22 protein-coding genes, 4 tRNA genes and 1 other RNA gene are annotated in these 25,304 nt (G+C 58.5%); 5 read left to right on the forward strand and 22 right to left on the reverse strand.

Translation table 11 applies throughout. The annotated features are described in order from the left end of the window. Positions 1–9 precede the first annotated feature (9 nt). Positions 10–216 carry a lipoprotein gene (locus GF111_RS12055; RefSeq protein ID WP_048232385.1) on the reverse strand — a complete coding sequence of 69 codons (207 nt, stop codon included), beginning with the start codon at positions 214–216 and terminating at the stop codon, positions 10–12. Between the two features lie 78 nt (positions 217–294). On the opposite strand from GF111_RS12055, the gene cyaY reads away from it, so the two are divergent. Next, positions 295–615 carry an iron donor protein CyaY gene (gene cyaY, locus GF111_RS12060; protein ID WP_004934237.1) on the forward strand — a complete coding sequence of 107 codons (321 nt, stop codon included), beginning with the start codon at positions 295–297 and terminating at the stop codon, positions 613–615. Between the two features lie 36 nt (positions 616–651). On the opposite strand, the gene GF111_RS12065 is transcribed toward cyaY, so the two are convergent. Next, on the reverse strand, positions 652–3,204 hold the full coding sequence (locus GF111_RS12065; RefSeq protein WP_038874091.1) for a class I adenylate cyclase: 2,553 nt from the start codon (positions 3,202–3,204) through the stop codon (positions 652–654). Positions 3,205–3,520: 316 nt separating this feature from the next. Between GF111_RS12065 and hemC the strand changes: the two genes are divergently transcribed. Genes hemC through hemY form a run of 4 tightly spaced genes read left to right on the forward strand, consistent with a single transcriptional unit; the run spans position 3,521 to position 7,546 of the window. Beyond that, on the forward strand, positions 3,521–4,462 hold the full coding sequence (gene hemC, locus GF111_RS12070; protein WP_147190543.1) for a hydroxymethylbilane synthase: 942 nt from the start codon (positions 3,521–3,523) through the stop codon (positions 4,460–4,462). After that, positions 4,459–5,199 carry a uroporphyrinogen-III synthase gene (hemD, locus tag GF111_RS12075; protein ID WP_038874086.1) on the forward strand — a complete coding sequence of 247 codons (741 nt, stop codon included), beginning with the start codon at positions 4,459–4,461 and terminating at the stop codon, positions 5,197–5,199. Before hemC ends, hemD begins: the two co-directional genes overlap by 4 nt. A gap of 22 nt (positions 5,200–5,221) precedes the next feature. Then, entirely contained in the window at positions 5,222–6,346 is a 1,125-nt protein-coding gene (gene hemX, locus GF111_RS12080; RefSeq protein ID WP_038874084.1) for a uroporphyrinogen-III C-methyltransferase, read from the forward strand. A 3-nt stretch (positions 6,347–6,349) separates the two neighbouring features. Beyond that, positions 6,350–7,546, forward strand: a complete 1,197-nt coding sequence (gene hemY, locus GF111_RS12085; protein WP_147190545.1) for a protoheme IX biogenesis protein HemY — start codon at positions 6,350–6,352, stop codon at positions 7,544–7,546. Positions 7,547–7,977: 431 nt separating this feature from the next. Here hemY and GF111_RS12090 read toward each other — a convergent pair whose 3' ends face one another. The 20 genes from GF111_RS12090 to rho all read right to left on the reverse strand — a co-directional run bounded on the left by GF111_RS12090 (position 7,978) and on the right by rho (position 25,293). Beyond that, complete coding sequence (locus GF111_RS12090; protein ID WP_186766939.1) at positions 7,978–8,205, reverse strand: hypothetical protein; 228 nt, start codon at positions 8,203–8,205, stop codon at positions 7,978–7,980. Between the two features lie 46 nt (positions 8,206–8,251). Then, positions 8,252–8,380, reverse strand: a non-coding RNA gene (locus GF111_RS12095) — RtT sRNA. A 35-nt stretch (positions 8,381–8,415) separates the two neighbouring features. Next, positions 8,416–8,492: transfer RNA gene (locus GF111_RS12100), tRNA-Pro, on the reverse strand. Positions 8,493–8,566: 74 nt separating this feature from the next. Then, positions 8,567–8,653 (reverse strand) — tRNA-Leu (locus GF111_RS12105). Between the two features lie 41 nt (positions 8,654–8,694). Then, positions 8,695–8,770, reverse strand: a tRNA-His gene (locus GF111_RS12110). Positions 8,771–8,836: 66 nt separating this feature from the next. Then, positions 8,837–8,913, reverse strand: a tRNA-Arg gene (locus GF111_RS12115). Between the two features lie 135 nt (positions 8,914–9,048). Then, on the reverse strand, positions 9,049–10,452 hold the full coding sequence (locus tag GF111_RS12120; RefSeq protein WP_038874078.1) for an amino acid permease: 1,404 nt from the start codon (positions 10,450–10,452) through the stop codon (positions 9,049–9,051). Between the two features lie 366 nt (positions 10,453–10,818). Further along, entirely contained in the window at positions 10,819–11,559 is a 741-nt protein-coding gene (wecG, locus tag GF111_RS12125; protein ID WP_147191366.1) for a lipopolysaccharide N-acetylmannosaminouronosyltransferase, read from the reverse strand. Between the two features lie 14 nt (positions 11,560–11,573). After that, positions 11,574–12,941 carry an ECA oligosaccharide polymerase gene (wzyE, locus tag GF111_RS12130; RefSeq protein WP_038874075.1) on the reverse strand — a complete coding sequence of 456 codons (1,368 nt, stop codon included), beginning with the start codon at positions 12,939–12,941 and terminating at the stop codon, positions 11,574–11,576. Next, entirely contained in the window at positions 12,938–14,023 is a 1,086-nt protein-coding gene (locus GF111_RS12135) for a TDP-N-acetylfucosamine:lipid II N-acetylfucosaminyltransferase (RefSeq protein ID WP_047729453.1), read from the reverse strand. Before GF111_RS12135 ends, wzyE begins: the two co-directional genes overlap by 4 nt. Next, positions 14,020–15,270 carry a lipid III flippase WzxE gene (wzxE, locus tag GF111_RS12140; RefSeq protein WP_147191367.1) on the reverse strand — a complete coding sequence of 417 codons (1,251 nt, stop codon included), beginning with the start codon at positions 15,268–15,270 and terminating at the stop codon, positions 14,020–14,022. Before wzxE ends, GF111_RS12135 begins: the two co-directional genes overlap by 4 nt. A 1-nt stretch (position 15,271) precedes the next feature. Continuing rightward, positions 15,272–16,402, reverse strand: coding sequence for a dTDP-4-amino-4,6-dideoxygalactose transaminase (gene rffA / locus GF111_RS12145; protein ID WP_147191369.1), 1,131 nt, complete (start codon positions 16,400–16,402; stop codon positions 15,272–15,274). Then, complete coding sequence (rffC, locus tag GF111_RS12150) at positions 16,389–17,120, reverse strand: dTDP-4-amino-4,6-dideoxy-D-galactose acyltransferase (protein ID WP_147191371.1); 732 nt, start codon at positions 17,118–17,120, stop codon at positions 16,389–16,391. The genes rffA and rffC overlap by 14 nt, the downstream gene beginning before the upstream one ends. Further along, on the reverse strand, positions 17,098–17,979 hold the full coding sequence (gene rfbA, locus GF111_RS12155; protein WP_094460671.1) for a glucose-1-phosphate thymidylyltransferase RfbA: 882 nt from the start codon (positions 17,977–17,979) through the stop codon (positions 17,098–17,100). The genes rffC and rfbA overlap by 23 nt, the downstream gene beginning before the upstream one ends. 48 nt (positions 17,980–18,027) lie before the next feature. Beyond that, complete coding sequence (gene rffG, locus GF111_RS12160) at positions 18,028–19,101, reverse strand: dTDP-glucose 4,6-dehydratase (protein ID WP_186766902.1); 1,074 nt, start codon at positions 19,099–19,101, stop codon at positions 18,028–18,030. Next, positions 19,092–20,354 (reverse strand): UDP-N-acetyl-D-mannosamine dehydrogenase, encoded by a 1,263-nt coding sequence (gene wecC / locus GF111_RS12165; protein ID WP_094460670.1) that lies wholly within the window; start codon positions 20,352–20,354, stop codon positions 19,092–19,094. Before wecC ends, rffG begins: the two co-directional genes overlap by 10 nt. Then, the gene (gene wecB, locus GF111_RS12170) at positions 20,351–21,481 is read right to left on the reverse strand and encodes a non-hydrolyzing UDP-N-acetylglucosamine 2-epimerase (RefSeq protein ID WP_055317098.1); all 1,131 of its coding nucleotides are present in this window, start codon (positions 21,479–21,481) and stop codon (positions 20,351–20,353) included. The genes wecC and wecB overlap by 4 nt, the downstream gene beginning before the upstream one ends. Positions 21,482–21,566: 85 nt before the next feature. Further along, complete coding sequence (gene wzzE, locus GF111_RS12175; RefSeq protein ID WP_147190161.1) at positions 21,567–22,619, reverse strand: ECA polysaccharide chain length modulation protein; 1,053 nt, start codon at positions 22,617–22,619, stop codon at positions 21,567–21,569. Between the two features lie 20 nt (positions 22,620–22,639). Beyond that, positions 22,640–23,737 carry a UDP-N-acetylglucosamine--undecaprenyl-phosphate N-acetylglucosaminephosphotransferase gene (gene wecA, locus GF111_RS12180; protein WP_147190159.1) on the reverse strand — a complete coding sequence of 366 codons (1,098 nt, stop codon included), beginning with the start codon at positions 23,735–23,737 and terminating at the stop codon, positions 22,640–22,642. Positions 23,738–24,033: 296 nt separating this feature from the next. Next, positions 24,034–25,293: a transcription termination factor Rho gene (gene rho, locus GF111_RS12185; protein WP_004934188.1), complete on the reverse strand. Its 1,260-nt coding sequence runs from the start codon at positions 25,291–25,293 to the stop codon at positions 24,034–24,036. Positions 25,294–25,304: the final 11 nt, after the last annotated feature.

Here is a 25,304-nt window from a genome sequence, read left to right on the forward strand (position 1 = left end):
AACAGGGTGTTACTGGTCGACCATCGACGGTTTTTGCTGAGAGCCAGACTGCTCCTGCTGGTTCTTTTGCACCTGATCGCCCGTTTGCACCGGCGGCTTGGCCGGTTTTTGGCCGGCGGAATCGGCAGGTGGGAAGTAAAGCGGGCCCTTCAGACCACAGCCGGCGAGGCCGGTCAGCAGAACTGCCATCAGCGCATAGCGTAGTTGTTTTTTCATTTGCATTAATGCCTGTAATTCATGCGTCCAAGGTCTCTATAATCGCAGGTGGATCATGAAAAGCAATAGGAATTGAATATGAACGACAGCGAGTTTCATCAGTTGGCCGACCAGCTGATGCTGAATATTGAAGAGACACTGGACGATTTTGACGGCGATGCGGACATCGATTACGAAACCAATGGCGGCGTGATGACGCTGAGCTTCGAAAACGGCACCAAAATTGTCATCAACCGCCAGGAGCCGCTGCACCAGGTTTGGCTCGCCACCAAGGCCGGCGGTTACCACTTCAACTACCGCGACGGCGTCTGGCTATGCGATCGCAGCGGGCAGCCGTTTTATCAGCTGCTCAGCGAAGCGGCCAGCGCACAGGCCGGTGAGGAACTGCATTTTTCCTGAGGCGATGTAGGGCTCGGCAACCGAGCCCTTGCGGCGTCAATGCAGCTGGAACTGCTGTTTGAGCGGCTGCGCGGCGCCATCGGCCACCGTCACGCACAGGCTGGACAGCACGTTGCTGCGGAACGGGATCACCTGCGTGCGCCCGTCGAGCTGCACGATCTGATAGAACTGCGGCAGGTTGAAGTTGATGAAGCTGGAGCCGTAGGTAAAACGATCGTGCGATGAGGAGTAGAAGCGGCTGACGTCGCGCACCAGCTCCTCTTTACTGCCCTCGCAGTGGTGATACACCTCCACCCGATTCGACTCGTCCAGAATATAGATGTTGAAGCCCTTGTCATCCGAGGTGTCTTCGAAGAAGAACTGGATGATCCCCTCGCTGGCGAAGCCATCCACCACCGGCGGCAGATGCACCTGATCGGTTTCCACCTTGATAGACAGGCCGTGCAGCTTGTTGTTGGAGATCGCACCGTAAAACTCCACCGCGTTCTCCAACTTTTGCACCGACACACTCAGGCGCTCGAAGAACAGCCCCCAGGTCTGCCCGGCGACGCGTACCGCCTTGAAGCGGCCGGGCTCCAGGCGGGTGCTGGACAGGCGCAGCTCAATGCACTCCGACACCAACTGCTGGATGCGGGTGCGGATCAGGCCGCGCAGGTGCTGGCTGTAGCAGAACACTTCCACCGACTCCGGCGGCGCGGCGTCCTGGTGCATTTTGCCGAGAATGGTTTTCAGCGCTTCCAGCACCGACTGTTCGCCGCTGAAATGCAGGGTGCGCACTTCGTTCCAAGAGTTGCGATACAGCAGATCGATGCTGCCCACCAGGCACTGCTGCTGCTGGCCGAAGCTGAACACGTCCAGCTTGCGGAAATCGAAGTGCACCACCTGATTGCGGAAGGCGGCGGTCGGATCGTTTTCCAGATTGACGATGATCGCCAGATGGCGAATTTCGCACGGGCTGTACAGCGCTTTCGGCGTCGGCGCCGGCAGGCGCAGCGGGAAGTGATGAGAAACGTCGGCCACCAGTTCCTGCAGCTTGGCGGTGTCGCACAGGTTGCCGCTCTTGATGTGCAGGCGGGTCTGCGGGGTCAGCAGGCCGTTGAAATAGGCCCAGGCCACCAGCTTGTTCAGGTAGCGGTTATATTCCAGCGGCTGATGGCTGACGATCGAATCCATGGCCGGCGCCTGATTATACAGGTACCAGCCGGTGCGGTTGGCGCGGCCTACCGGCACGTGAATAAAGGTTAAATCGTTTTCCGACAGGTCCGGCGAAATCTGCGGGTTCACCAGCGTCACCTTGCCGGGCAGCGCCTCGAACGCCGCGTACAGTTTGCGGGTCAGCACGCCGATATCCTGCGGGCTGGCGCTGACGCTGAGGTTGTTGCGGCGGGCGAAACGGATCAGGTTGCGGTAGCTCTGCATCATCGCGTCGAGCAACTCGTTATGCGCTTCACGCACCCGTTCGATTTTCCAGTTGGCGCGGTTGTCCAGCATCGCCAGACGCTCTTCGCTCCAGCCCCACTCGCTGACCAGCTGGCTGAGGATCTCGCGCCGCCAGCCGACGCAGGCCTTGGCCAGCGACAGCTTTTCACACACTTTCAGGTAGAAACAGCGGCGGGCCAGATCGAGGCGGGTGGTATCGTTGATGTCGGTCAGGTAACGGGTCACGCGCTCGAGCATCATGCAATAGGCATCGAGCCCGAAGCTGACGATCTCCCCCTGATGCAGGCGGTGTTTGATGTCCGTCGCCAGCAGCTGGGTATTGGGGTATTCCCAGGAATAGGCTTCCAGCAGCAGGGTCTTCAACACTGCCTTGTAAGGCGAATCGATGCTCTTGTACAGCTGCCACAGGCTGGCGCCGAAGTACTCTTCCGCCGACAGCGAACTCAGGCCGCCGAGATCAAGCCACTCGTTCGGCGTCAGCGCGCCCTGCGCGTACAGCGACAGCACGTATTCATCGTAGTGCGCTTCTTCTTCGCCCGGCACCATGTTCCACAGGATGCGTTTGCCGGCCAGGCGCACCGCTGTGCGGTAGAATTCGTCGAGCAACAGGATATGCTGCGTCGAGCCGCAGTCTTCGCCGCCCAGGCTGCCGCTTTCATTATGGCGGAAGCGGTTTTCGTCGATCAGGAAGAAGCTGACTTCCACCCCCATCGAGGCGGCCCACTTCTCAAGCAGGCTGCATTTTTGCTGCAGGCGGGAGCGTTCCTCGTTGTCCAGCCAGGACTGGTGGCAGACCCAGATGTCGAGATCCGAGCTGCAGCTTTGGCCGATAGACGAGGTGCTGCCCATCGAGTAGACGCCGGTGATCGGCAGCTCACCGCTGGCCGGTTTGTCAAACGGGCTGCCCCATTTGTCTTCTAAATCGTTCAGGTAATCTTGTTGAGTTTCATCAGGCGTGTAGAGGCAAATGCCGTGGGGAACGTTACCGTTCAGGTAACCCGGCATCAGCGGGTGGTGGTGGTGCAGTAAGGTGGGCAGCAGACTGTATACCCGTTGAAATGCGGGCTTCATAGCCGCTAGGGCGCGATCGACGCGTAGCTGATTGATCGCATCCAGTCTCTGCTTCAATGTCTCGATGTAGAGGTACAAGACGTCTCGCCTGATTATCCCGGTGTTTAGAAAAAAACCCGTATTCCATAAGCGCCGTTAGTGTAAGAAGAATATTTGGCGACTTATTGCTGGAAACGTGATCAATTTAACACCTTGCTGATTGACCGTAAAGGAGGTAACGCTTCACAATTATTGTAGCGCTTCCCTAAACGATTTACCCGCAGTGTTAACTGCCCCAAAGCACATCACACGTCCCTTTGATTCCGTTGTCCTTTTTCCGCCTCCGGCTTCTTGCACTGACAGTATTGGCTCTCAGTGGTAGGATGGATGGCGAAATATAAAAACGGTAACAAGCATGTTAGACAAAATTATTCGAATTGCCACCCGACAAAGCCCGCTTGCACTTTGGCAAGCACATTATGTGCAGCAACGTCTGATGGCCTGCCATCCCGGCCTGCAGGTCGAGTTGGTGCCGATGGTCACCCGCGGCGACGTTATTCTGGATACGCCGCTGGCGAAAGTCGGCGGTAAAGGCCTGTTTGTTAAAGAACTCGAGCTGGCGCTGCTGGAAGGCCGCGCCGACATCGCCGTGCACTCGATGAAAGACGTGCCGGTCGATTTCCCTGCCGGCCTGGGTTTGACCACCATTTGCGAACGCGAAGATCCGCGCGACGCTTTTGTTTCCAACCGTTTCGCCTCGCTCGATCAGCTGCCGCAGGGCAGCGTGGTCGGCACTTCCAGCCTGCGCCGCCAGTGCCAGCTGCGTGAACGCCGCCCGGATCTGATCGTGCGCGACCTGCGCGGCAACGTCGGCACTCGCTTGGCCAAGCTGGACAACGGCGATTACGACGCGATTATTCTGGCGGTGGCCGGCCTGAAACGCCTGGGGCTGGAGCAACGCATCCGCAGCCCGCTGAGCGCCGAAGAGTGCCTGCCGGCGGTCGGCCAGGGTGCGGTCGGCATTGAATGCCGCCTCGACGACAGCGTCACCCGCGCTCTGCTGGTGCTGTTGAACCATGCTGCCACCGAAACCCGCGTACGCGCCGAACGGGCGATGAACACCCGTCTGGAAGGCGGCTGCCAGGTGCCGATCGGCAGCTATGCCGAACTGGATGGCGACAGCCTGTGGCTGCGTGCCCTGGTCGGCGCGCCGGACGGCAGCCAGATGGTGCGCGGCGAACGCCGCGGCCCGGCCGCCGAGGCCGAACGGATGGGCGTTGAGCTGGCGGAAGAGCTGCTGGCGCGCGGCGCACGCGAGATCCTGCGCGAAGTTTACCAGGGAAATCCGCCGGCATGACGATCCTGGTAACCCGCCCATCGCCTTCGGGCGAGCAGTTAGTAAGCCGGCTGCGCGCACTCGGCCGGGTTGCCTATCATGCACCGCTGATCGACTTCGCCCCCGGCAGCGATCTGCCGCAGCTGCCGCAAGCGTTGCAGCAGCTTAGCGCCGGCGATCTGGTGTTCGTGCTGTCGCAGCATTCGGTGAACTATGCCGATTCGGTCATCGGCCGCGCCGGGCTGAGCTGGCCCGCGCACCTGACTTATTACGCCATCGGCCGCACCACCGGGCTGGCGCTGCACTGCGTCAGCAGTTTGCCGGTGGAATACCCGCGTGAACGCGAGATCAGCGAAACGCTGCTGCTGCTGCCGGCGCTGCAAAAGCTGGCAGGCAAACGCGCGCTGATTTTGCGCGGCAACGGCGGCCGCGAGCTGCTGGGCACGACGCTGAGCGAGCGTGGCGCCGACGTCAGCTATTATGAATGCTATCAACGCAGCCCGGTGCACTACGACGGTAGCGAGCAAAGCGCCCACTGGCAGCGCGCCGGTGTGGATACGTTGGTGGTGACCAGCGGTGAAATGTTACAACAGCTCTATACGTTAGTTCCTGATTACTATCGTTCTTCATGGCTGCTGCGTTGCCGCCTGGTAGTAGTGAGCGAACGCCTGGCTACCCTCGCCCGGGACTTGGGCTGGCGTACGATTCGGGTAGCTGACAACGCCGATAATGACGCGCTGATCCGCGCGCTACAATAATCTGACTATGGGATGTGCCACTATGACGGAACAAAATACCCCATCCGCCCCGGTTGAAGAGCCAACCACCGCGGTTGAGAGCTCCCAGCAGCCAGCCGCTGCCAGCCGCAAAGGAAAGAACACCGGCCCGGTGCTCGGCGCGATCGCTATCGTGCTGGTCATCGCCCTCGGCGCGGGCGGCTATTACCACACGCACAAGCAGGCGCAACAGCTGATCGCCGCCAATCAGGCGCTGCAGCAGCAGCTTGAAGGCGTGAAGCAGAGCCAACAGCAGGAAAGAAATGCGCTGGAGGGCCTGTTGCAGCAGCAGGGTAAAACCCTGGACGCCGCCGATCGCGAGCAGGCGAATCTGGCGCGCCAGCTGAGTGAACTGCAGGAAAAAGTGGCGACCATCTCCGGCAGCGACGCTAAAACCTGGCTGCTGGCGCAGGCCGATTTCCTGGTGAAAATGGCCGGCCGCAAGCTGTGGAGCGATCAGGACGTCACCAGCGCCGCCGCGCTGCTGAAAAGCGCCGACGCCAGCTTGGCGGACATGAACGATCCGAGCCTGCTCGACGTGCGCCGCGCCATTACCGAAGACATCAGCACGCTTTCTACGCTGACCCAGGTCGATTACGACGGCATCATCCTCAAGGTCAATCAGCTGTCCAATCAGGTGGATAACCTGCGTCTGGCGGATAACGATACCGACGAAGCGCCGATGGATCAAAACAGCAGCGAACTCTCCAGCTCGATCGGCGAGTGGCGGCAGAACCTGGCCAAGAGCTGGCGCAATTTCATGGCCGACTTCATCACCATCCGTCGCCGCGACACCAGCGCCGAGCCGCTGCTGGCACCGAACCAGGACATCTACCTGCGCGAAAACATCCGTTCGCGCCTGCTGGTGGCCGCGCAGGCCATCCCGCGTCACCAGAACGAGACCTACAAGCAATCGCTGGAAACCGTGTCCACCTGGGTGCGCGCCTATTTCGACACGACCGATCCGGCGACCAAGGCTTTCCTGGAAGAGCTGGACAGCCTGAGCCAACAGTCGATCTCGATGGACGTGCCGGATCAGCTGAAAAGCCAGCCGCTGCTGGAAAAAGTGATGCAGACCCGGGTGCGCAACCTGATGACCCAGTCCCCTGCCGCTCACCAGGAGGGTTAAGCCATGTTACGCGTGCTATTTCTGTTCCTGGTGGTGATCGCCAGCGTGGTGCTCGGGCCGATGCTGGCCGGGCATCAGGGCTATGTGCTGATCCAGACCGACAATTACAATATTGAAACCAGCGTCACCGGCCTGGTGATTATGCTGGTGCTGCTGTTTGTGGTGCTGCTGGCGATCGAGTGGATCCTGCGCCGTCTCTTCCGTACCGGCGCCCACACGCGCGGTTGGTTTATCGGCCGCAAGCGCACCCGCGCGCGCCAGCAAACCAAAGCCGCGCTGATCAAGCTGGCGGAAGGCGACTACAAGCAGGTCGAGAAGCTGATGACGCGCAACGCCGACCACGCCGAACAGCCGGTCGTGAACTACCTGCTGGCCGCCGAGGCCGCACAGCAACGCGGCGACGACTTCCGTACCAATCAGTATCTGGAGCGCGCCGCCGAAGCGGCCGACACCGATCAGCTGCCGGTGGACATCACCCGGGTTCGTATCCAGTTGGCGCAGGGCGAGAACCACGCCGCGCGCCACGGCGTCGATCGCCTGCTGAACCAGGCGCCGCGTCATCCGGAAGTGCTGCGTCTGGCGGAACAAGCCTATCTGCGCACCGGCGCCTATGCGTCGCTGCTGGAAGTGCTGCCGTCGATGCGAAAAATCGAACTCCACAGCGAAGAACAGCTGCAGGCATTGCAGCAACAGGCGTATATCGGGCTGATGAATCAAGCGATGGCGGACGAAGGCAGCGAAGGCCTGAAGCGCTGGTGGAAAGATCAGAGCCGCAAGACGCGTCACGAAGTGCCGCTGCAAATCGCGATGGTGGAACACCTGATCGAATGCAACGACCACGAACTGGCGCAGGAGATTGTACTCGACAGCCTGAAGCGCCAATACGACGAGCGCCTGGTGCTGTTGCTGCCGCGGCTGAAATCCGGCAACCCCGAGCAGTTGGAAAGAGCGCTGCGTCAGCAGATGAAACAACACGGCGCGACGCCGCTGCTGAACAGCACGCTGGGGCAGTTGCTGATGAAGCACGGCGAGTGGCAGCAAGCGGCCGACGCCTTCCGCGAAGCGCTGAAACAGCGCCCGGATGCCTACGACTACGCCTGGTTGGCCGATACGTTGGAAAAACTGCATCGTTCGGATGAAGCGGCGCAGATGCGGCGTGAGGGGCTGATGTTGACGCTGAAACAGAACGGCGGCGAATAACGCCCTGCCCGAGAGAGAAAAGCGCGGCGCCGATGCCGCGCTTTTTTTTGCCCAATGGCTTTCTGAAGCGCAAAAAAAAACACTTGCCGCAGGGCAAGTGTATAAAGAAGCAATCAGGTCTAGGACAACAGGGGCGGTGCCTCACTCAACGTTCTGCCCTGAGCGTGATGACGGGTTAGTCATCGTTCTCGTGGGCGATAGGCACCCTAAATCGGCTCTGCGTCATTCCCAGGGTTTATGAGGCCTTAAGGCGAACATAAGAAGTGGAATGAGCATCTACGCAAGAGATATTGCACTTGGCGTGCCAACTTTTAAATTGAGGCTCTCATATAGAAAAATATAGCTCAATATATTGAAATTATTGATTTTTTATTTAACTCTTCCCTTCCCGTCACAAATCACTCTCTGGTGTTCCTTGCCGGCGGCCTGTATCAGGTTGTCGCCTCGAAACGACGACTTAAGTCAAAGCTAGTTTTATCTTTTAAAATCAATGAATTATTTGTCTCAGCCTGACGACAACGCAGGATGGTATTGTCGCTGAAAATCAACACGTTTGCATGCCGACACCAGATGCTCCCCCAGGAAGGCAAAAAGCCCGTGCGGTGCTGCACGGGCTTGTCGATGTTCCCTTCGTCATGCTGAGAAGAACTTGCTTTCATAAACGACAGACGTAAAAAAACCGACTTGCGTCGGTTTCTTTGAGAGTGGTCGGCAAGAGAGGATTACGCGCATCTTTGATGCGCGCCCTGCGGGCCATTGCTGAAGCAACGTTGTCTCGCTTCGCGAGGCTCGAACCTCCTGCGGAGGTACTCATCCTCATAAACGACAGACGAAAAAAAACCTGCTTTAAAAAGCAGGCTTTTCGAATGTGGTCGGCGAGAGAGGATTCGAACCTCCGACCCACTGGTCCCAAACCAGTTGCGCTACCAAGCTGCGCTACTCGCCGATTTGTGTTGCTCATACTACCTGATTTATCAGACCGTTGTCCATATAAATCTTATATTTATCAGATATTTTGCGTGGTGCGAAGAGAGGGACTTGAACCCTCACGTCCGTAAGAACACTAACACCTGAAGCTAGCGCGTCTACCAATTCCGCCACCTTCGCACTGTCACAAAATACTGCTAAATCTTCACTTCGTTAGGAAGTGGGGTGGCTAATGGGACTCGAACCCACGACAACTGGAATCACAATCCAGGGCTCTACCAACTGAGCTATAGCCACCATTACTACTTCTTCTTCTTACTCACGCGGTAATATTACCACCGCAGCTCCTGCGCACAAACTTAATGGCGCGCCCGACAGGATTCGAACCTGAGACCTCTGCCTCCGGAGGGCAGCGCTCTATCCAGCTGAGCTACGGGCGCGTAGCGCCGTTGCGGGAGGGGATACTACGGATTTACGCCAATTCTGTCTAGTGCTTTTTCGCAGAAATGTTGCGTTTGATTACGCTTTGCTCACTCCCGCGCACAAAAGCGCACTCCGTAGCCCCTTTTCACCATTTATTGGCGCGTTTCTACCCGATTTTCAGCCGGATGATGTTTCTTGTGCATGCCGAAAGCGAAGTAGCACAGGCTGACGCCGGCCAAGAAAATCGCCCCGACCAGTAGGGAAATCCGCGTATCCGGGTTGATTCCCATGCCGACCAGCACGCAAATCAGAAAAGCGATGGTCAGATAGTTCACATACGGGAACATGATCGACTTAAAGCTGTGATTTTTGATCGCTTCCTTATGAGCGCGGCGGAAATAGAGCTGGCTTATCAGCACCACGAACCACGGCACCATGCCCGGCAGCACGCTCGCGCTGTAGACATAGACGAACACCTGCTCCGGATTCGGGATGATGTAGTTCAGCGCGGAACCCACCAACAGGCAGCCGATGGTGACGGCGATGCAGTTCACCGGCACGCCGCTGGCGGAAAGCTTGGTCAGCGCCGCCGGCAGCTGGCGATTCTTGGCCAGGGCGTACAGCATGCGGCCGCCGCTGTACATGCCGCTGTTGCAGCCGGAGAGCGCGGCGGTCAACACCACGAAGTTGATGATGCCGGCGGCGGCAACGATGCCGATCTTGGCGAAGGTCAGCACGAACGGGCTGCCGGTGGTGCCGATGCCATTCCACGGGAAGATGGTGACGATGACGAAGATTGCGCCAACATAGAAGATCAGGATGCGCCACAGGATATTGTTGATCGCGCGTTTCAGCGTCACCTGCGGGTTCTTGGCTTCCCCGGCGGTGATGCCCACCAGCTCAACCCCCTGATAGGACGCCACCACGATGCACAGCGCAAACAGGAAGCCTTTCCAGCCGCCGGCAAAGAAACCGCCGTGCGCCGTCAAATTGGCGAAACCGATAGGTTCACCGCCGTTGCCGAAGCCGAAGAAGATAACCCCCAGCCCCACCAGAATCATCACGATGATGGTGGTGACTTTGATCATGGCGAACCAGAACTCCAGTTCCCCATACAGGCGCACCGCCGCCAGGTTGGCCAGCGCCACCATTGCCACGGCGATCAGCGCCGGCACCCACTGCGGTATTTCCGGGAACCAGAACTGCACATACACCCCGATGGCGGTGATCTCCGAAATGCCGACGGCAATCCACATAAACCAGTAGCCCCAGGCGGTCAGGTAACCGAAATAGGGATTCATGTACTTATGCGCGTAAACGGCAAACGAGCCCGCGACCGGCTCGAGGAACAGCATTTCTCCCATCGAACGCATAATGAAGAACACGAACAGCCCGGCGATGATGTAAGCCAGCAGCACCGACGGCCCCGCCCACTTCAGCGTACTGGCCGACCCCATAAACAGGCCGACACCGATGGTGCCCCCCAGAGCGATAAGCTCGATATGCCGGGCCTCAAGGCCTCGGTGTAGCCCTTGCGGTTTTTCTTTGTGTGCCATAAATCCTCAATAATTTTTCTCGGGTTGTGTTTGCCTGCCGGCCGCTGCCGGTCGTTATTGTCATTATTAAAAGAATAAATCATCCCCTGCCGATCGGGTTGGCATCAACGGGTGGTCGGAGCGAAGTTACCGTGAGAGGGACATCGTTCAGCGCTGTCGCATCAGGCTTCAGCGGCCAGGGATAATTTCCGGGCGGTATCGTTTCGCATTTCGCCGCTATAAGCAAACCGCAATTTAAAACTTTATGGAATAAATGCAGCGGCGTTTAGGGCCGGGGGTTATAGATATGCGGCAGAAACGTGCAAAAGCAGATTATTGGTACAGCAGACCGGAGCGGAACAGCCCTTTCCGCCCCGGATGAGGGGGTTACATCTTGCCGCTGTAGTAGTAGCCGACAAACTTCAGCAGCTTCAACTGCCGGCCGATGCGGCTGGGCTGGCTGAGCAGGCGGTAGAGCCATTCCAGACCGAGGTTCTGCCACACCTTGGGCGCACGCTTCACATGGCCGGTAAAGACGTCGTAGGTGCCGCCCACGCCCATGTACAGCACCTGCGGATGCACCTTGCGACAGTCGCGCATCAGAATCTCCTGCTTCGGCGATCCCATCGCCACCGTCACGATAGCGGCGCCGCTGGCACGAATACGCTCGAGCAGCGCCTCTCGCTGATCCGGTTTGAAATAGCCGTCCTGGCTGCCCACCAGGTTGACATTCCACTGGCTGCGCAGCTTTTGCTCGGTTTCCGCCAAGACCCCGGGCTTGCCGCCGACCAGGAAGACCGGCGTGCCTTCACGGCCGGCGCGCTGCATCAAGGCTTCCCACAGATCGGCCCCCGCCACGCGCGAAACGTCCGCCGCCGGGTATTTGCGGCGAATCGAACGCACCATGCTGATGCCGTCGGCGTACTTGTACTCCGCCTCATCCAGCAACGCATGCAGCGCCGGGTCCTCTTCCGCCTTCAGGATCTTTTCCGCGTTCATGGCCACCAGCGTGCCCTGTTTTACCCGGCCGCCGTCGAACAAAAAGTCCATGCAGTGCGCCATATCGCGAAAGCCCCACAGGCTGAAACCGCGCAGCTCATACTGCGGCACCGAAATCTTTGCTTCCATCGTTCTCATTACCCTTACAAAAGACCGTTGGCCCGAGGCGGAGACGCCAGCGCGCGGGCGCGCGTCACTCTGGCCTTGATCAGCCCGGCGGTATCGAACAACCAATACAGCAACTTCGCCAGCACCAGACAGGCGCCGAAAATAATGCAGAAGAACACCACGCGCGACACGAAAGAGTCCACCCCTTCGCGCGCCAGCACGATGATGTTGAACACCGCACCGAAGCAGAAGCCTTGCAGAATGGCCGCCTTATAGCGGTTCGGTTCGGTTTTGCCCAACTCATACAGCCAGTCGAACCACTTGATGATCATGCCCACCAGAATCGCGCCGAGCGGAATAAACAGCGCACCGCCCATCACCACCAGCGAACCGATCAGCGTCGGCGAAATCGCCAGCCCGGAGTGGTTGTTCAGCACTTCCCAGGTGAAATAGTTGGCCGAGTTCAGCACCACGTCCGGCCGGCCCGGCCATAGCCAGGTTGGAATAAAGACGTAGAAATCACGCACGATCGGCGCCAGGCCCTGGAAATCGATCTTGTCGTAATTTTGCAGCAGCAGCGCCAGGTTTTCCCACGGCGAGAAGGTATCGCGGGTCAGGTAGAGGAAGGTATAGAACGCTTCCGCGCCGCTGACATCCAGGCTATAGCGCTTCAACGCCAGCCAGAACATGCCGACCACGCCGAATATGCCCGCCGCCGCCAGCATCCACAGCGTGATCCAGCCGCGCACGATGCCGATAAACAGGAACAGCGCGAAGGCGATGATGATGTTGGCGCGGGTGCCGCCGACGATCACGTAGGTCAGAATACCGAACGCCACCGTCGCCACCAGGAACAAGAACCAGGCGCGCAGATCCTGCCGCAGGAAATAGACCACCAGCATCGCCGGAATGAAGAAGTAGAAGAACCGCTTGAGCGCCACGCCGGACACGTCGCTGGAGAAAATCTGGCTGTAGGAATTGAGCTTGAACAGCAGGAAGCCGTTCTGCATGAAGAAGATCCCAACGGTACCGATCGCCACCAATGCCAGCAGCACCCAGGTCATATGAGTCTCTACCCGGTTCATGGTAAACAGCGCCGCACGCGGCTCTGTGCGGCGCTTGCGCAGCCGGGTCTTGTAGGTGACGTAATAGATGGCGTAAAACGCCGTCGCCGACAGCAGGGCGTACAGCAGAAACTCCACCGGCACCACCTCGACGTCAAACTGGAACACCAGCAGGCAGGTCAAAGGAAAACCGAAATAGAACGTCAGCAAATACAGCAGCGAAAAGAAGACGTTGAAGTTAAAGCGCACGCGCCGAAACTCCTGGTAGGTTAGCGTCAGAATAAACGTCAGGCTGACCAGATAGACGACAAACAGGCCGCCGAATTGCGCCAACGTCATGAGTGCTCTCCCGCCGCCAACGCCAGGGCTTGCTGCCAGCCGTCGACATAGTTCGGATTGAAGAAGGCGATCGTCTGTTTATCCACCGCCGCCAGCTGACGCTGCGCTTCGCGCACCACCGCCTCGTCCAGCGAATCGCCGTAGAACAGCACCGGCAGATGCTGTTCCGCCAAATCCTGCCAGAACGGGTTTTGCCGGCTGAGCACGAAAGGCACGCCGAACTGAATCAGCAGGCACAGGGTGCCAATCCCCTGCTGGCGATTGAAAATGAAATAGCCCAGATCGCAGGCGCGTAAAATATTGAGGTAGTCCTCAAACGCCACCTGCTGCGTGAGCAGCTGCAGGTTTTTCTCGCCGAACAGCGGCAACCCGGCGGCGCGCACCTGCTCGATGTAGGCATCGTTGTTGGCCGGATAACCCATCGGCAGGATCACGCGCACGTCGGCGCCGAACTGCTGATGGATCGCCTGCAGCGCTTCGATATGCCGATTGCTGCGATCGCCGGAGTTGCCCACCAGAATCGTCATCGGCCCGGCCAGGTTTTTCTCGACGTGAACGTCGGTCAGCGCCGGATCCATGCGGGTCGGGAAGTACAGCAGCGAGGCCGGCACCCGCGCATGGCGCTGCTGGTAGTGAATCACGTCGCCGCGAGTGGCAAACACGTTCCCTACACGCCCCTGCGCAATGCGGCGCAGCAGATAGAACAGCCGGAATTTCCAGCTGGTGGCGTCTTCATACAGATCGGCGCCCCAAATATGCCAACTGACCTGACGCGCCTTGATCTTGCCGCTCAGCAGCGCCAACCACAGCCCCGGATTGAACTGGCCGTGCAGGAAGAAACGCGCATCGCGATCGGCCTGGGCACGGGCGATGACCGCCTCCGCCAGGCTTTTCTTGTCTGCGTAGGGCTCAATGTTCAGGGCGGGGAAATCACCCAGTGCCGCCACATCCTTGGCCGCCACCATAAAATGCCGCGTCTGCTCAGCCGGCAAACGCGGCGCCAGCACGTCGTTGAAGAAGCGCAGCACCGTCTGGTTATGATGCGGGATATCGGATCCCAGAACGTGAATCAGTATGGTCATACTCGTCTACGATAAATAAGGAACACGCAGCTACAGAGCGCGAAATACACGATGTAGGTTGCCATATAGGCCTGAGCCGCCCCCAACGCGCCGTGCAGCGGGATCAGCCAGTGCGAGAACACCGTCAGCAGCAGAAACTGGCTGACTTCCGTCAGGATATAGAAGCGCAGCGACGCTTTGGCGATCACCAGATAGCCGAACACATAGGCCCCGACTTTCAGCACGTCGCCCACCAGCTGCCAGGCAAACAGATCGCGCATGGCGACAAACTTGTCCGAGAACAGCAGCCAAATAGCGAAATCGCGCAGCACCCAAACCGTAAAGCTCGCCGCCGCTACCGCCGGCAGCACGAATTTCAGCGAACGCACGATCTCCCGTGAGATGGCGCCCTTGTCCGTCAGCCGCGACAGCGTCGGCAGCAAATAGACGGTAAACGAAGCGGTGATAAACTGCAGATAGGCATCGGAAATGCTGCTGACGCCCTGCCAAATCCCCACCTCATCCCAGCCGTAATGGGCGGCCAACAGGTTACGCATCATCACGTAGGCCACCGGCAGCGTCACCGACGTGATCAACGCCATGAGGGTGAACTTGCCGAGATTGCCGGCCACGAGTTTGTCCCAACGCGGTGCCAGATAGCGCAGCGGCAGCGTTTTGCGCCGCCACAGCATCAGCCCGGCAGGCAACACCACCAACGCCGGCACCAGCGCCAGCCCCGCCAACGCGCCTTCATAGCCACCCAGCGTGAAGCACAGGTAATAAGCCACCACGCCAATCAGGCTGCCGCCGATCACCGCCAGCGCATTGCCCATCGCGTCGCGGTAGCCTTTCAGCACCGCCATGAACAGGTTGGCGTAGGCGATGCCCATCTGAATGAAGGCGACGGCGCGCACCACATCGACGTAATCGGCATGCCCGAACAGCCCGATGCTGATCGGTTCGGCGGCGAACAGAAACACCAGCGCCAGCAAGGTCGAAAAACCCAGCACGATGCTCGATGCGGTGCCTACCGCCAGACGCAGACGCTGCGGATCCTGGTGGTACTCCGCCACGTATTTGGTGATGCCGTTAAAAATGCCCGCGCCGGACAGCACGCCCAGCACGGTAATCAACTGGCGGAAGTTACCCGCCTGCCCCACCCCGCTGGGGCCAAACGCCACCGCCAGCAGCTTCACCACCAACAACCCCACGCCGATTTTGATCAGCGTGGAGCCGGCGGTCCATATCGATGCTTTTGCCAGCGACATATCAGGCAAAGAAGCTCAGGATGGTATTGATTACCGTACGCTGATTGACATCGGACATATTGTAGAACAGCGGTAAGCGCACCAGGCGCGCGCTTTCCTGCGAGGTATAACGGTCTTCGCCGGCAAAGCGACCAAAACGTTCGCCGGCCGGGCAGTCATGCAGCGGGATATAGTGGAACACCGCCATGATCTCGGCTTCCTTCAGGTAGTCGATAAAGGCCGTGCGATCGTCGATATCCCGCAGCTTGATATAGAACATGTGCGCGTTATGCACGCAGTCGGCCGGGATTACCGGCAACTCGATGCGGCCGGCCTTCGCCAACGGCAGGAAGCTGTCATAGTACTTCTGCCACAGTGCCAAACGGCGCTGGTTGATGCGTTCCGCCACTTCCAGCTGGCCCCACAGGTAAGCGGCCTGCAGGTCAGACATCAGATAGCTGGAACCGATGTCGCGCCAGGTATATTTGTCCACCTGACCACGGAAGAACTGGCTGCGGTTGGTGCCCTTCTCGCGGATGACTTCCGCCCGATCGATCAGAGCCGGATCGTTCACCAGCGTCGCGCCGCCTTCGCCGCCGGCGGTGTAGTTTTTGGTTTCATGGAAGCTGAAGCAGCCGATATGGCCGATGGTGCCCAATGCCTTGCCTTTGTAGGTCGACATCACGCCCTGCGCGGCGTCTTCCACCACGAACAGGTTATATTTCTTCGCCAGCGCCATGATGGTATCCATCTCGCAGGCAACGCCGGCATAGTGCACTGGCACAATCGCGCGGGTTTTATCGGTGATCGCCGCTTCGATTTTGGTTTCGTCGATGTTCATGGTATCCGGACGCAGGTCGACGAACACCACTTTGGCGCCGCGCAGCACAAAGGCGTTGGCGGTGGAAACGAAGGTAAAACTCGGCATGATCACTTCGTCACCCGGCTGTATATCCAGCAGGATGGCGGCCATTTCCAACGACGCGGTGCAGGAAGGCGTCAGCAACACTTTCGCGCTGCCGAAACGCTGTTCCATCCACTGCTGGCTGCGGCGGGTAAAGCCGCCGTCGCCGCATAGCTTGCCGCTGCCCATAGCAGCCTGCATATATTCCAGTTCAGTGCCAACAACCGGTGGAGCGTTAAATGGAATCATGTCTACCTCTGTATAACCAATACGCGGTGCTTTCAATCACGGCACCCTGTCGTTGATAGAGTCGTAATGCGGCGATATTGCCTACCTGCGTCGCGACCCGTAGGCGCTGCATACCTTGACGCCGACATTCGGCGATCGCCACCGTCATCAGCCGAGTGCCAATGCCCCGGCCGGATACGCCGGGAAAAGCCGCCAGCAGACCGATACGCATTTCCTGGCCGCCAATGTCACGCAGGCTGACAAAGCCTTCGGGTTGCCCCTGGTTGTTCAGAGCCAACAGGCACTGATGATCGAACGTGCCTAAAACGGCCTTTTCAATCCACAAAGCATAAAACCGGCCGCTGTCATCAGGTTGATACCAAGGCGCGCGAAAGCGGCTGACGGAGAACGCCTGAGCCGCCGCGGCACGCAATACCGGGATATCGGACTCGGTTGCCAGACGGGAAGTCTGGGCTCCGTCGCCGGGTTCCGCCGCTCGTTCACGCTCGAGAGCCAGGACCAGATCGACCTCACCCTCAACCAGACGAAATCCCAAGCCGGCGAGGCCATCCGCCAATGCCAGTTGCTGCGCGGGAATTTTGGCCTGCACCAGGGCATAAGCCGCCAAGTCGGCTTCGGCAAGCGCCGGAGCCGAGGAGGAGAAGCTGAGTTTCGCGCTGTCTAGCGCGAAAAACTCGCTTTCCCACGCCAAAGGCTCAATAGTGGCGTGAACGCACATGCAGCAGATCCGACAAATAATTGCCGTAGCCCGTTTTGGCCAATGAGGTGGCGGCGCGTTTCAGCCCCTTGTCATCCAGCCAGCCGTTACGCCAGGCGATCTCTTCCAGGCAGGCGATTTTAAAGCCCTGGCGCTTTTCTACCGTCTGCACGAAGCTGCTGGCTTCCAGCAGGCTGTCGTGAGTCCCGGTGTCCAACCAGGCGAAACCACGCCCCAACAGCTCGACGGTCAGTTCACCGCGCTCCAGATACATCTGGTTGATGCTGGTAATTTCCAGCTCGCCGCGCTCGGAAGGCTTCACCTGCTTGGCAAACTCCACCACCTGGCTATCGTAGAAGTACAGGCCGGTCACCGCCCAATCGGATTTCGGTTTCTTCGGCTTTTCTTCGATCGACAGCGCACGGAAGTTGTCATCAAATTCCACGACGCCAAAGCGTTCAGGATCCATCACCTGATAACCAAACACGGTGGCACCTTCGGCGCGGGCCGCGACGGTTTTTAATTTCGGGCTGAAAGATTGGCCGAAGAAGATGTTATCTCCCAACACCAGGCAGCAAGAATCACCGTTGATAAACTCTTCGCCGATCAGAAACGCCTGCGCCAAACCTTCCGGCTTAGGCTGCGCAGCGTAGCTGAGATTGACGCCGAACTGCTCACCGTTCCCCAACAAACGCTCGAAGGAAGGCAAGTCCTCCGGGGTAGAGATAATCAAAACATCGCGGATCCCCGCCAGCATCAGCACCGACAACGGATAATAGATCATCGGCTTGTCGTAGATCGGCAGCAGTTGCTTGGACACACCACGAGTAATCGGATGCAGACGCGTGCCGGAACCGCCGGCCAGAATAATACCTTTCATATTTACTCCAAAACCCGCCGCACCGTCGCAAAGCGACGCGGCGTTAAATTAATCTGATAGCCCCAAACGCTCGCCGGCATAAGAACCGTCTTGCACTCGGCGCCACCAGGTTTCATTAGTCAAATACCAGGCTACCGTCTTGCGAATGCCGCTTTCGAAGGTTTCCTGCGGCCGCCAGCCCAGCTCACGATCAATTTTGCCGGCGTCGATAGCGTAACGCATATCGTGGCCCGGGCGATCCTTCACGTAAGTGATCAGATCGCGGTAGTTCTCCACGCCCTGCGGTTTGTTCGGCGCCAGTTCTTCCAGCAGATCGCAAATGGTCTGCACCACTTCGATATTCTTGCGCTCGTTATGGCCACCGATATTGTAAGTTTCGCCTACCACGCCTTCGGTCACGACCTGATAGAGCGCGCGCGCGTGATCCTCGACATACAGCCAGTCGCGCACCTGCGCGCCGTTGCCGTAGACCGGCAGCGGTTTGCCGGCTACCGCATTCAGGATCACCAGCGGGATCAGCTTCTCCGGGAAGTGATAAGGGCCGTAGTTGTTCGAGCAGTTGGTCACGAGGGTTGGCAAACCGTAGGTGCGCAGCCAGGCGCGCACCAGATGATCGCTCGACGCCTTGGAGGCGGAATAGGGGCTGCTCGGCGCATACGGTGTGGTTTCGGTGAACAGATCGTCGGTGCCGTGCAGGTCGCCGTACACTTCGTCGGTGGAGATATGATGGAAGCGGAAGGCCAGTTTCTTCTCCGCCGCCAGCGGCTGCCAGTAGTGGCGCGCCGCTTCCAGCATAGTGTAAGTGCCAACCACGTTGGTCTCGATAAACGCCGCCGGGCCGTCGATAGAGCGATCGACGTGGCTTTCCGCCGCCAGGTGCATCACTACGTCCGGCTGATAGTGGGCAAATACCCGATCCAGCTCGGCGCGATCGCAGATGTCGACCTGCTCGAAAGCATAGCGATCGCTCTCAGCCACCACCGCCAAAGACTCAAGGTTACCGGCATAGGTCAGCTTATCCACCACCACCACGCTATCGCCGGTGGCCTCGATGATGTGCCGCACGACTGCGGAGCCAATAAAACCGGCACCACCGGTGACTAAAATACGTTTCAACGCCATACTCCTTTGGTATCAATTACCCATGTTTGTTTTACATCTTCCGGCCGGATGGCCTTGAACTGCTGGTGATCGACCAACATCACGATCACATCAGCCTGCTGCAACGCCTCAGCGATTGGCATCAACGTCACATGGCCCGCCAGCGACTTCGGCAGCTGTTCGACGTTCGGTTCCACCGCCAGCGTTTCGCCGACGTGCCATTCGGCAATCAGATGTGCGACCTCTACCGCCGGGCTTTCACGCAGATCGTCGATATTCGGCTTGAAGGCCAGGCCGAAGCAGGCAATTTTGACCTCGGACGCGCGCTTGTCGGTGGCGGCCAGGCAATCGGCCACCGCCGCTTTCACCCGGTCGACCACCCACAGCGGTTTACCGTCGTTCACCAGGCGAGCGGTGTGGATCAGGCGCGCCTGCTGTGGGTTCTGCGCCACGATAAACCACGGATCGACAGCGATGCAGTGACCGCCGACGCCCGGCCCCGGCTGCAGAATATTCACCCGCGGATGGCGGTTCGCCAGGCGGATCAGTTCCCAGACGTTGATCCCCTGTTCGGCGCAGATCAACGACAATTCGTTGGCAAAGGCGATATTCACGTCGCGGAAGCTGTTTTCCGTCAGCTTGCACATCTCGGCAGTGCGCGAGTTGGTGATCACGCATTCGCCCTCGAGGAAAATCTTGTACAGCGCGCTGGCACGTTCCGAGCACTTCGGCGTCATGCCACCGATCACGCGGTCGTTTTGAATCAGTTCCACCATAACCTGCCCCGGCAGCACGCGCTCCGGGCAGTAGGCGATATTCACGTCCGCCGCTTCGCCCTCTTGTTGCGGGAAGCTGAGATCGCTGCGCGCCTGCGCCAGCCATTCCGCCATCTGTTCGGTGGCACCCACCGGCGAGGTGGACTCAAGGATCACCAGATCGCCCTTTTTCAGCACCGGCGCCAGCGATTTCGCCGCCGCTTCGACATAGGCCAGATCCGGCTCGTGATCGCCCTTGAACGGCGTAGGCACCGCGATCAGGAATGCATCGGCCGCCAGCGGTTTGGTCACCGCCTGCAGGAAACCACCGTCGACGGCGTCCTTGACCACTTTGTCCAGATCCGGCTCGACGATGTGGATCGCACCGCGGTTAATGGTATCTACCGCATGTTGGTTAACATCTACACCCACCACTTTTTTCTTGCGGGAAGCGAACGCCGCCGCCGTTGGCAAGCCGATATAACCCAGGCCGATAACCGAAATAGTGTCAAAACTCATAGTGTCACCTGATGGTTCTTTAAAGCTTCGAGGATACGCTGGCAGGCATGCCCGTCACCGTATGGGTTGTGCGCCCGACTCATCGCGTGATATTCGCTTTCGTCCGTCAACAGCCGGGTCACCGCTTCAACAATTTTGGCTACATCGGTACCGACCAGGCGTACCGTGCCCGCATCTATCGCTTCCGGGCGTTCGGTGGTGTCGCGCATCACCAGCACCGGTTTGCCTAACGATGGCGCCTCTTCCTGAATACCGCCGGAATCGGTCAGGATCATATAGGCCTGAGTCATCAAATAGACAAACGGCAGATAATCCTGCGGTTCGATCAGCATGACGTTGTCGATGCCTTTCAAGATGCGATTCACCGGCTCACTGACGTTCGGATTGAGATGCACCGGATACACGACCTGCACTTCCGGGTGGTTGCGGGCAATCTCCGCCAGCGCGCTGCAAATTCGCTCAAAGCCGCCGCCAAAACTTTCGCGGCGATGGCCGGTGACCAGAATCAGTTTCTTGTCAGCGTCGAGGAACGGATAACGCTGCGCCAGGCCAGCCTGCAGCGCGGTATCGCTCATCACGCGGTCGCGCACCCAGAACAACGCGTCGATCACCGTATTGCCCGTCACGAAAATACGGTTGTCCGGCAGCAGCTCGCGCAACAGATTTTGGCGCGAGTTCTCGGTTGGCGCAAAATGGTACATCGCCAGATGGCCGGTCAGTTTGCGGTTGGCCTCTTCCGGCCAGGGAGAATACAGATTGCCGGTGCGCAGCCCGGCTTCGACATGCCCGACGGGGATGCGTTGATAGAACGCCGCCAGGCTGGTCGCCAGCGTAGTGGTGGTATCGCCGTGCACCAGCACCACGTCCGGTTTGAAGTCTTCCAGCACCCCTTTCAGCCCTTCCAGGATGCGGCAGGTGATTTCCGTCAGCCCCTGACCGGGTTTCATGATGTTCAGGTCGTAATCCGGCGTAATCTCAAACAACCGCAATACCTGATCCAACATCTCACGATGCTGTGCCGTTACGCAGACTCTTGCGTCAAAGGCCTCATCCTGGGCCAGTGCATGTACCAGCGGCGCCATTTTAATGGCTTCCGGCCTGGTGCCGAAAACAGTCAACACTTTCACAGCGAATCTCTTTTGGTCGGTTAATCGCAGGCCCCGCCTGCGAATGGGGCGCTCACGCGCCCTGCATCAGATTATTATATTATTTTTAACTACGCGGCCGACGCGCCAAGGCAACACCCGCGCCAACCAAAGCGCCCATCGCGCCCCACAGAATCAGCCAGAAGACCCGGCGTGGGCTGTCGCGTTTTACCGGCTCTTCCGGCGTACGCAAGTAGCGATAGGTCTGGAACTTCTCATCCAACGTCGGACCAACGTTCAGCGTCGCCAGCATCGCGCGGTTCTGCTCGTAATCCAGGTCATAGGTCGGGCCGGAAGCCTGCAGACCTTCCAGACGCGCCTGCAGCATTGGCCGGCCCAGCAGGAACAGATCCGAATCCGGCAGTTGCTCGGCCGGAGTGTCGGTTTGCGTACGGCTTATCCCCTGGCTCTCGGCGATTTTCAACGCCTGCTGTGTGGTGTTCAGCTCACGCTTGTAAACCGACTCCGCTACCGCTTCCTGACGCTTGACTTGCGCCTTCATTGAAGTGGTACGGGCGGCCCACGCCCCCTGGATCTCTTCGTTCAGGTGCAGGGCTGCGCGGTGGCTGGCGAAGGCCACGTATTGGCGCAGTAGGCGGTTGGCGTCAGCGGCGGTTTCCGCCGTCAGCTTCACACCGTCATTCGGCACTTTCTTGTCGTCGCGCGGCGTGAACAGGATGTTGTTGATCAGCTCGTCGAGCAACGCCGCATCGGCGCGGGCATCCCCTTCCTGACGCTGCTTGTAGTAATCGCTCTGCAGCCAGAAATCGCGACGCGTATCGTAGGCCGCCAGCTGCATGATGAACTCATTGTACGCTTCGTCCACGATGCTCGGCTGATCGCCGGCCGTCGCCGGCAGCGTGCGCACGTCCAGATTACGCAGGAACTGCTGCTGCGAGTAGTAACCGCCCAGCGCATTCACCGTAGGTCTATCCGTGATGGCGGTCGCACTCCACTCTTGCTTAACCAGATAAGAGACGATCAGCGCGACCGCCGCGAACAGCACCGCAATGCCGATAATCCACGGTTTGCCGCGCCACAGGGTGCAGCACAGGCCGCGGATATCGAGTTCGTTATCCACCGCCGGGGTATGCTTGTCAGACGTTGTTTCTGGATTCATCACAGCCAAAAAGCCTCTGGTTAAGATACTTGCTTGTTATCGCTCGAACGCCGCAGGCGACGCTTGATACGCTTAATGTACCGCGCAACCCGCCAGGCACGCTTGATGCAGTAACCGTACAGGAAGAAAGCAAGCAAGAATAATGCCAACATAACCCACTCTGGGATAAAAGTCAGGCGTTCGCCGATCACGCCAACCGCCGCCAGCAATGCGGCCGCCAGGGTGATCAACACGAAAGCCTGCCGCGGCGTAAAGCCGGCGCGCATGATCAGGTGGTGAATATGTTGACGATCGGGAGAGAAGGGGCTCATCCCCTTGCGTAAACGACGATACATGATTGCTATCATGTCCATCAGCGGAATAGCGATGATCCACAGCGCGGTCACCGGGTTAATCGAGTGTGCCTTTCCCTGCGAGCTTTGCAGCAGCAGCCAAATGGCGGTAAAGCCGATCAGAGTACTGCCGGCGTCCCCCATGAACACCTTATAACGGCGGCCAAGGATGCCGAGGTTGAGCAAAATATAGGGAACGATGGTAGCAATCATCGCAAAGCACCAGAACGCCAGCTCATGATGGCCGCTCAGGTACAGCAACAGACCCAGCGCGCCGAAGGAGACGCACGACAAGCCCCCCAGCAGGCCATCGATGCCGTCGACCATGTTGAAGGCGTTGATCGCCGCCCATACCGCGAACAGCGTCACCAGATAGCCGAACGGCCCCAGCAGCATCTCCCAGTCGCCCAGCACATGGCCGAAGCTGCGCAGATAGAGGCCAGCGAACACCATCATGGCGATGCCGACCAACGCCTGCACCAGGGCGCGGATTTTAACGCTGATGTCGAAACGATCGTCGAGCGCGCCCACAAACACCAGAATGCCGGCGCAGATAAGATAAAGCTGGGCGTGCGCGATAGGTTGTTCAGAAATCCAAAACGCGAAGCACAGCCCGGCATAAACGGAAATACCGCCGACCAGCGGAATCAGCCCCTGATGGCGTTTGCGATAATTGGGTTTATCTACCAGACCAATACGTTTTGCCGCCTTGCGGGCAACAAAGAGAAAAGCCAAAGAAAACAGGAAAACAAATAGAATTTCAGTACTCATAGTGAGTAAGTTCACAGTTAACAGATCTCTGTAGAAGATAAGGCAGCTTACCACGGGCAATAGCTTGCGCCATCGGCCCCCGCCACCTTTCGGTCATTTCCTATGACAACGGTGATTCATGCCTATTATCTTCGCTTCGGCTGACAAAACGACAGCAGCAAAGCCGACCGGCGAGAAACCGACCGACAAACAAGATGAATTCTCAATAAGTCAAGGAAACAACTTACTTTTCCATTACTGCTACTTATCGTATCCGCCAAAAGCGAAAAACGCCACGACTAGGCGTGGCGTTCAGCGAATTTTTTAACGAATTATGAGCGTTTCATCATATCGAAGAATTCATCGTTGGTTTTAGTCATCGCCAACTTATTAATGAGGAACTCCATCGCGTCAATCTCCCCCATCGGATGGATGATTTTGCGCAGGATCCACATTTTTTGCAGCTCTTCGGAGGTGGTGAGCAGCTCTTCTTTACGGGTACCGGAGCGGTTGTAATCGATCGCAGGGAATACGCGTTTCTCGGCGATTTTACGCGCCAGGTGCAATTCCATGTTGCCGGTACCTTTAAATTCTTCGTAGATCACTTCGTCCATCTTCGAACCGGTATCAACCAGCGCGGTCGCGATGATGGTCAGGCTGCCGCCCTCTTCCACGTTACGTGCCGCACCGAAGAAGCGCTTCGGACGATGCAGGGCGTTGGCGTCCACACCACCGGTCAGCACCTTGCCTGAGGCCGGTACCACGGTGTTGTAGGCACGCGCCAGACGGGTGATGGAGTCGAGCAGAATGATCACGTCTTTCTTGTGTTCAACCAGGCGCTTGGCCTTCTCGATCACCATTTCGGCCACTTGCACGTGACGCGAAGCCGGTTCGTCGAAGGTCGATGCGATCACTTCGCCTTTCACCAGACGCTGCATCTCGGTCACTTCTTCCGGACGTTCGTCGATCAACAGCACCATCAACACGCAGTCAGGGTGGTTGTAGGCGATGCTCTGCGCAATGTTCTGCAGCAGCATGGTTTTACCGGCTTTCGGCGGTGCCACGATCAGGCCACGCTGGCCGCGGCCAATCGGCGCCGCCAGATCCAGTACGCGCGCCGTCAGGTCTTCGGTCGAACCGTTGCCGCGCTCCATCCGCAGACGGGAATTGGCGTGCAGCGGCGTCAAGTTCTCGAACAGGATCTTGCTGCGGGCGTTTTCCGGCTTGTCGTAGTTGACTTCGTTGACTTTCAACAGGGCAAAATAGCGCTCGCCTTCTTTTGGCGGACGAATCTTACCGGAAATGGTGTCACCTGTGCGGAGGTTGAAGCGGCGGATTTGGCTAGGGGATACGTAGATGTCGTCGGGACCGGCGAGGTAGGAACTGTCTCCAGAGCGGAGGAAACCGAATCCATCCTGCAATATCTCGAGCACGCCGTCGCCGAAGATATCTTCTCCGCTTTTCGCATGTTGCTTCAGAATGGAGAAGATAATGTCCTGCTTGCGCATGCGGGCAAGGTTTTCCAGCCCCATATTTTCGCCGAGAGTAATCAGCTCAGAAACCGGCGTATTCTTTAATTCGGTAAGATTCATAGTGGTGGGTT

This window comes from Serratia sp. HRI (assembly GCF_010119335.3).
Taxonomy (GTDB): Bacteria; Pseudomonadota; Gammaproteobacteria; order Enterobacterales; family Enterobacteriaceae; genus Serratia; species Serratia nevei.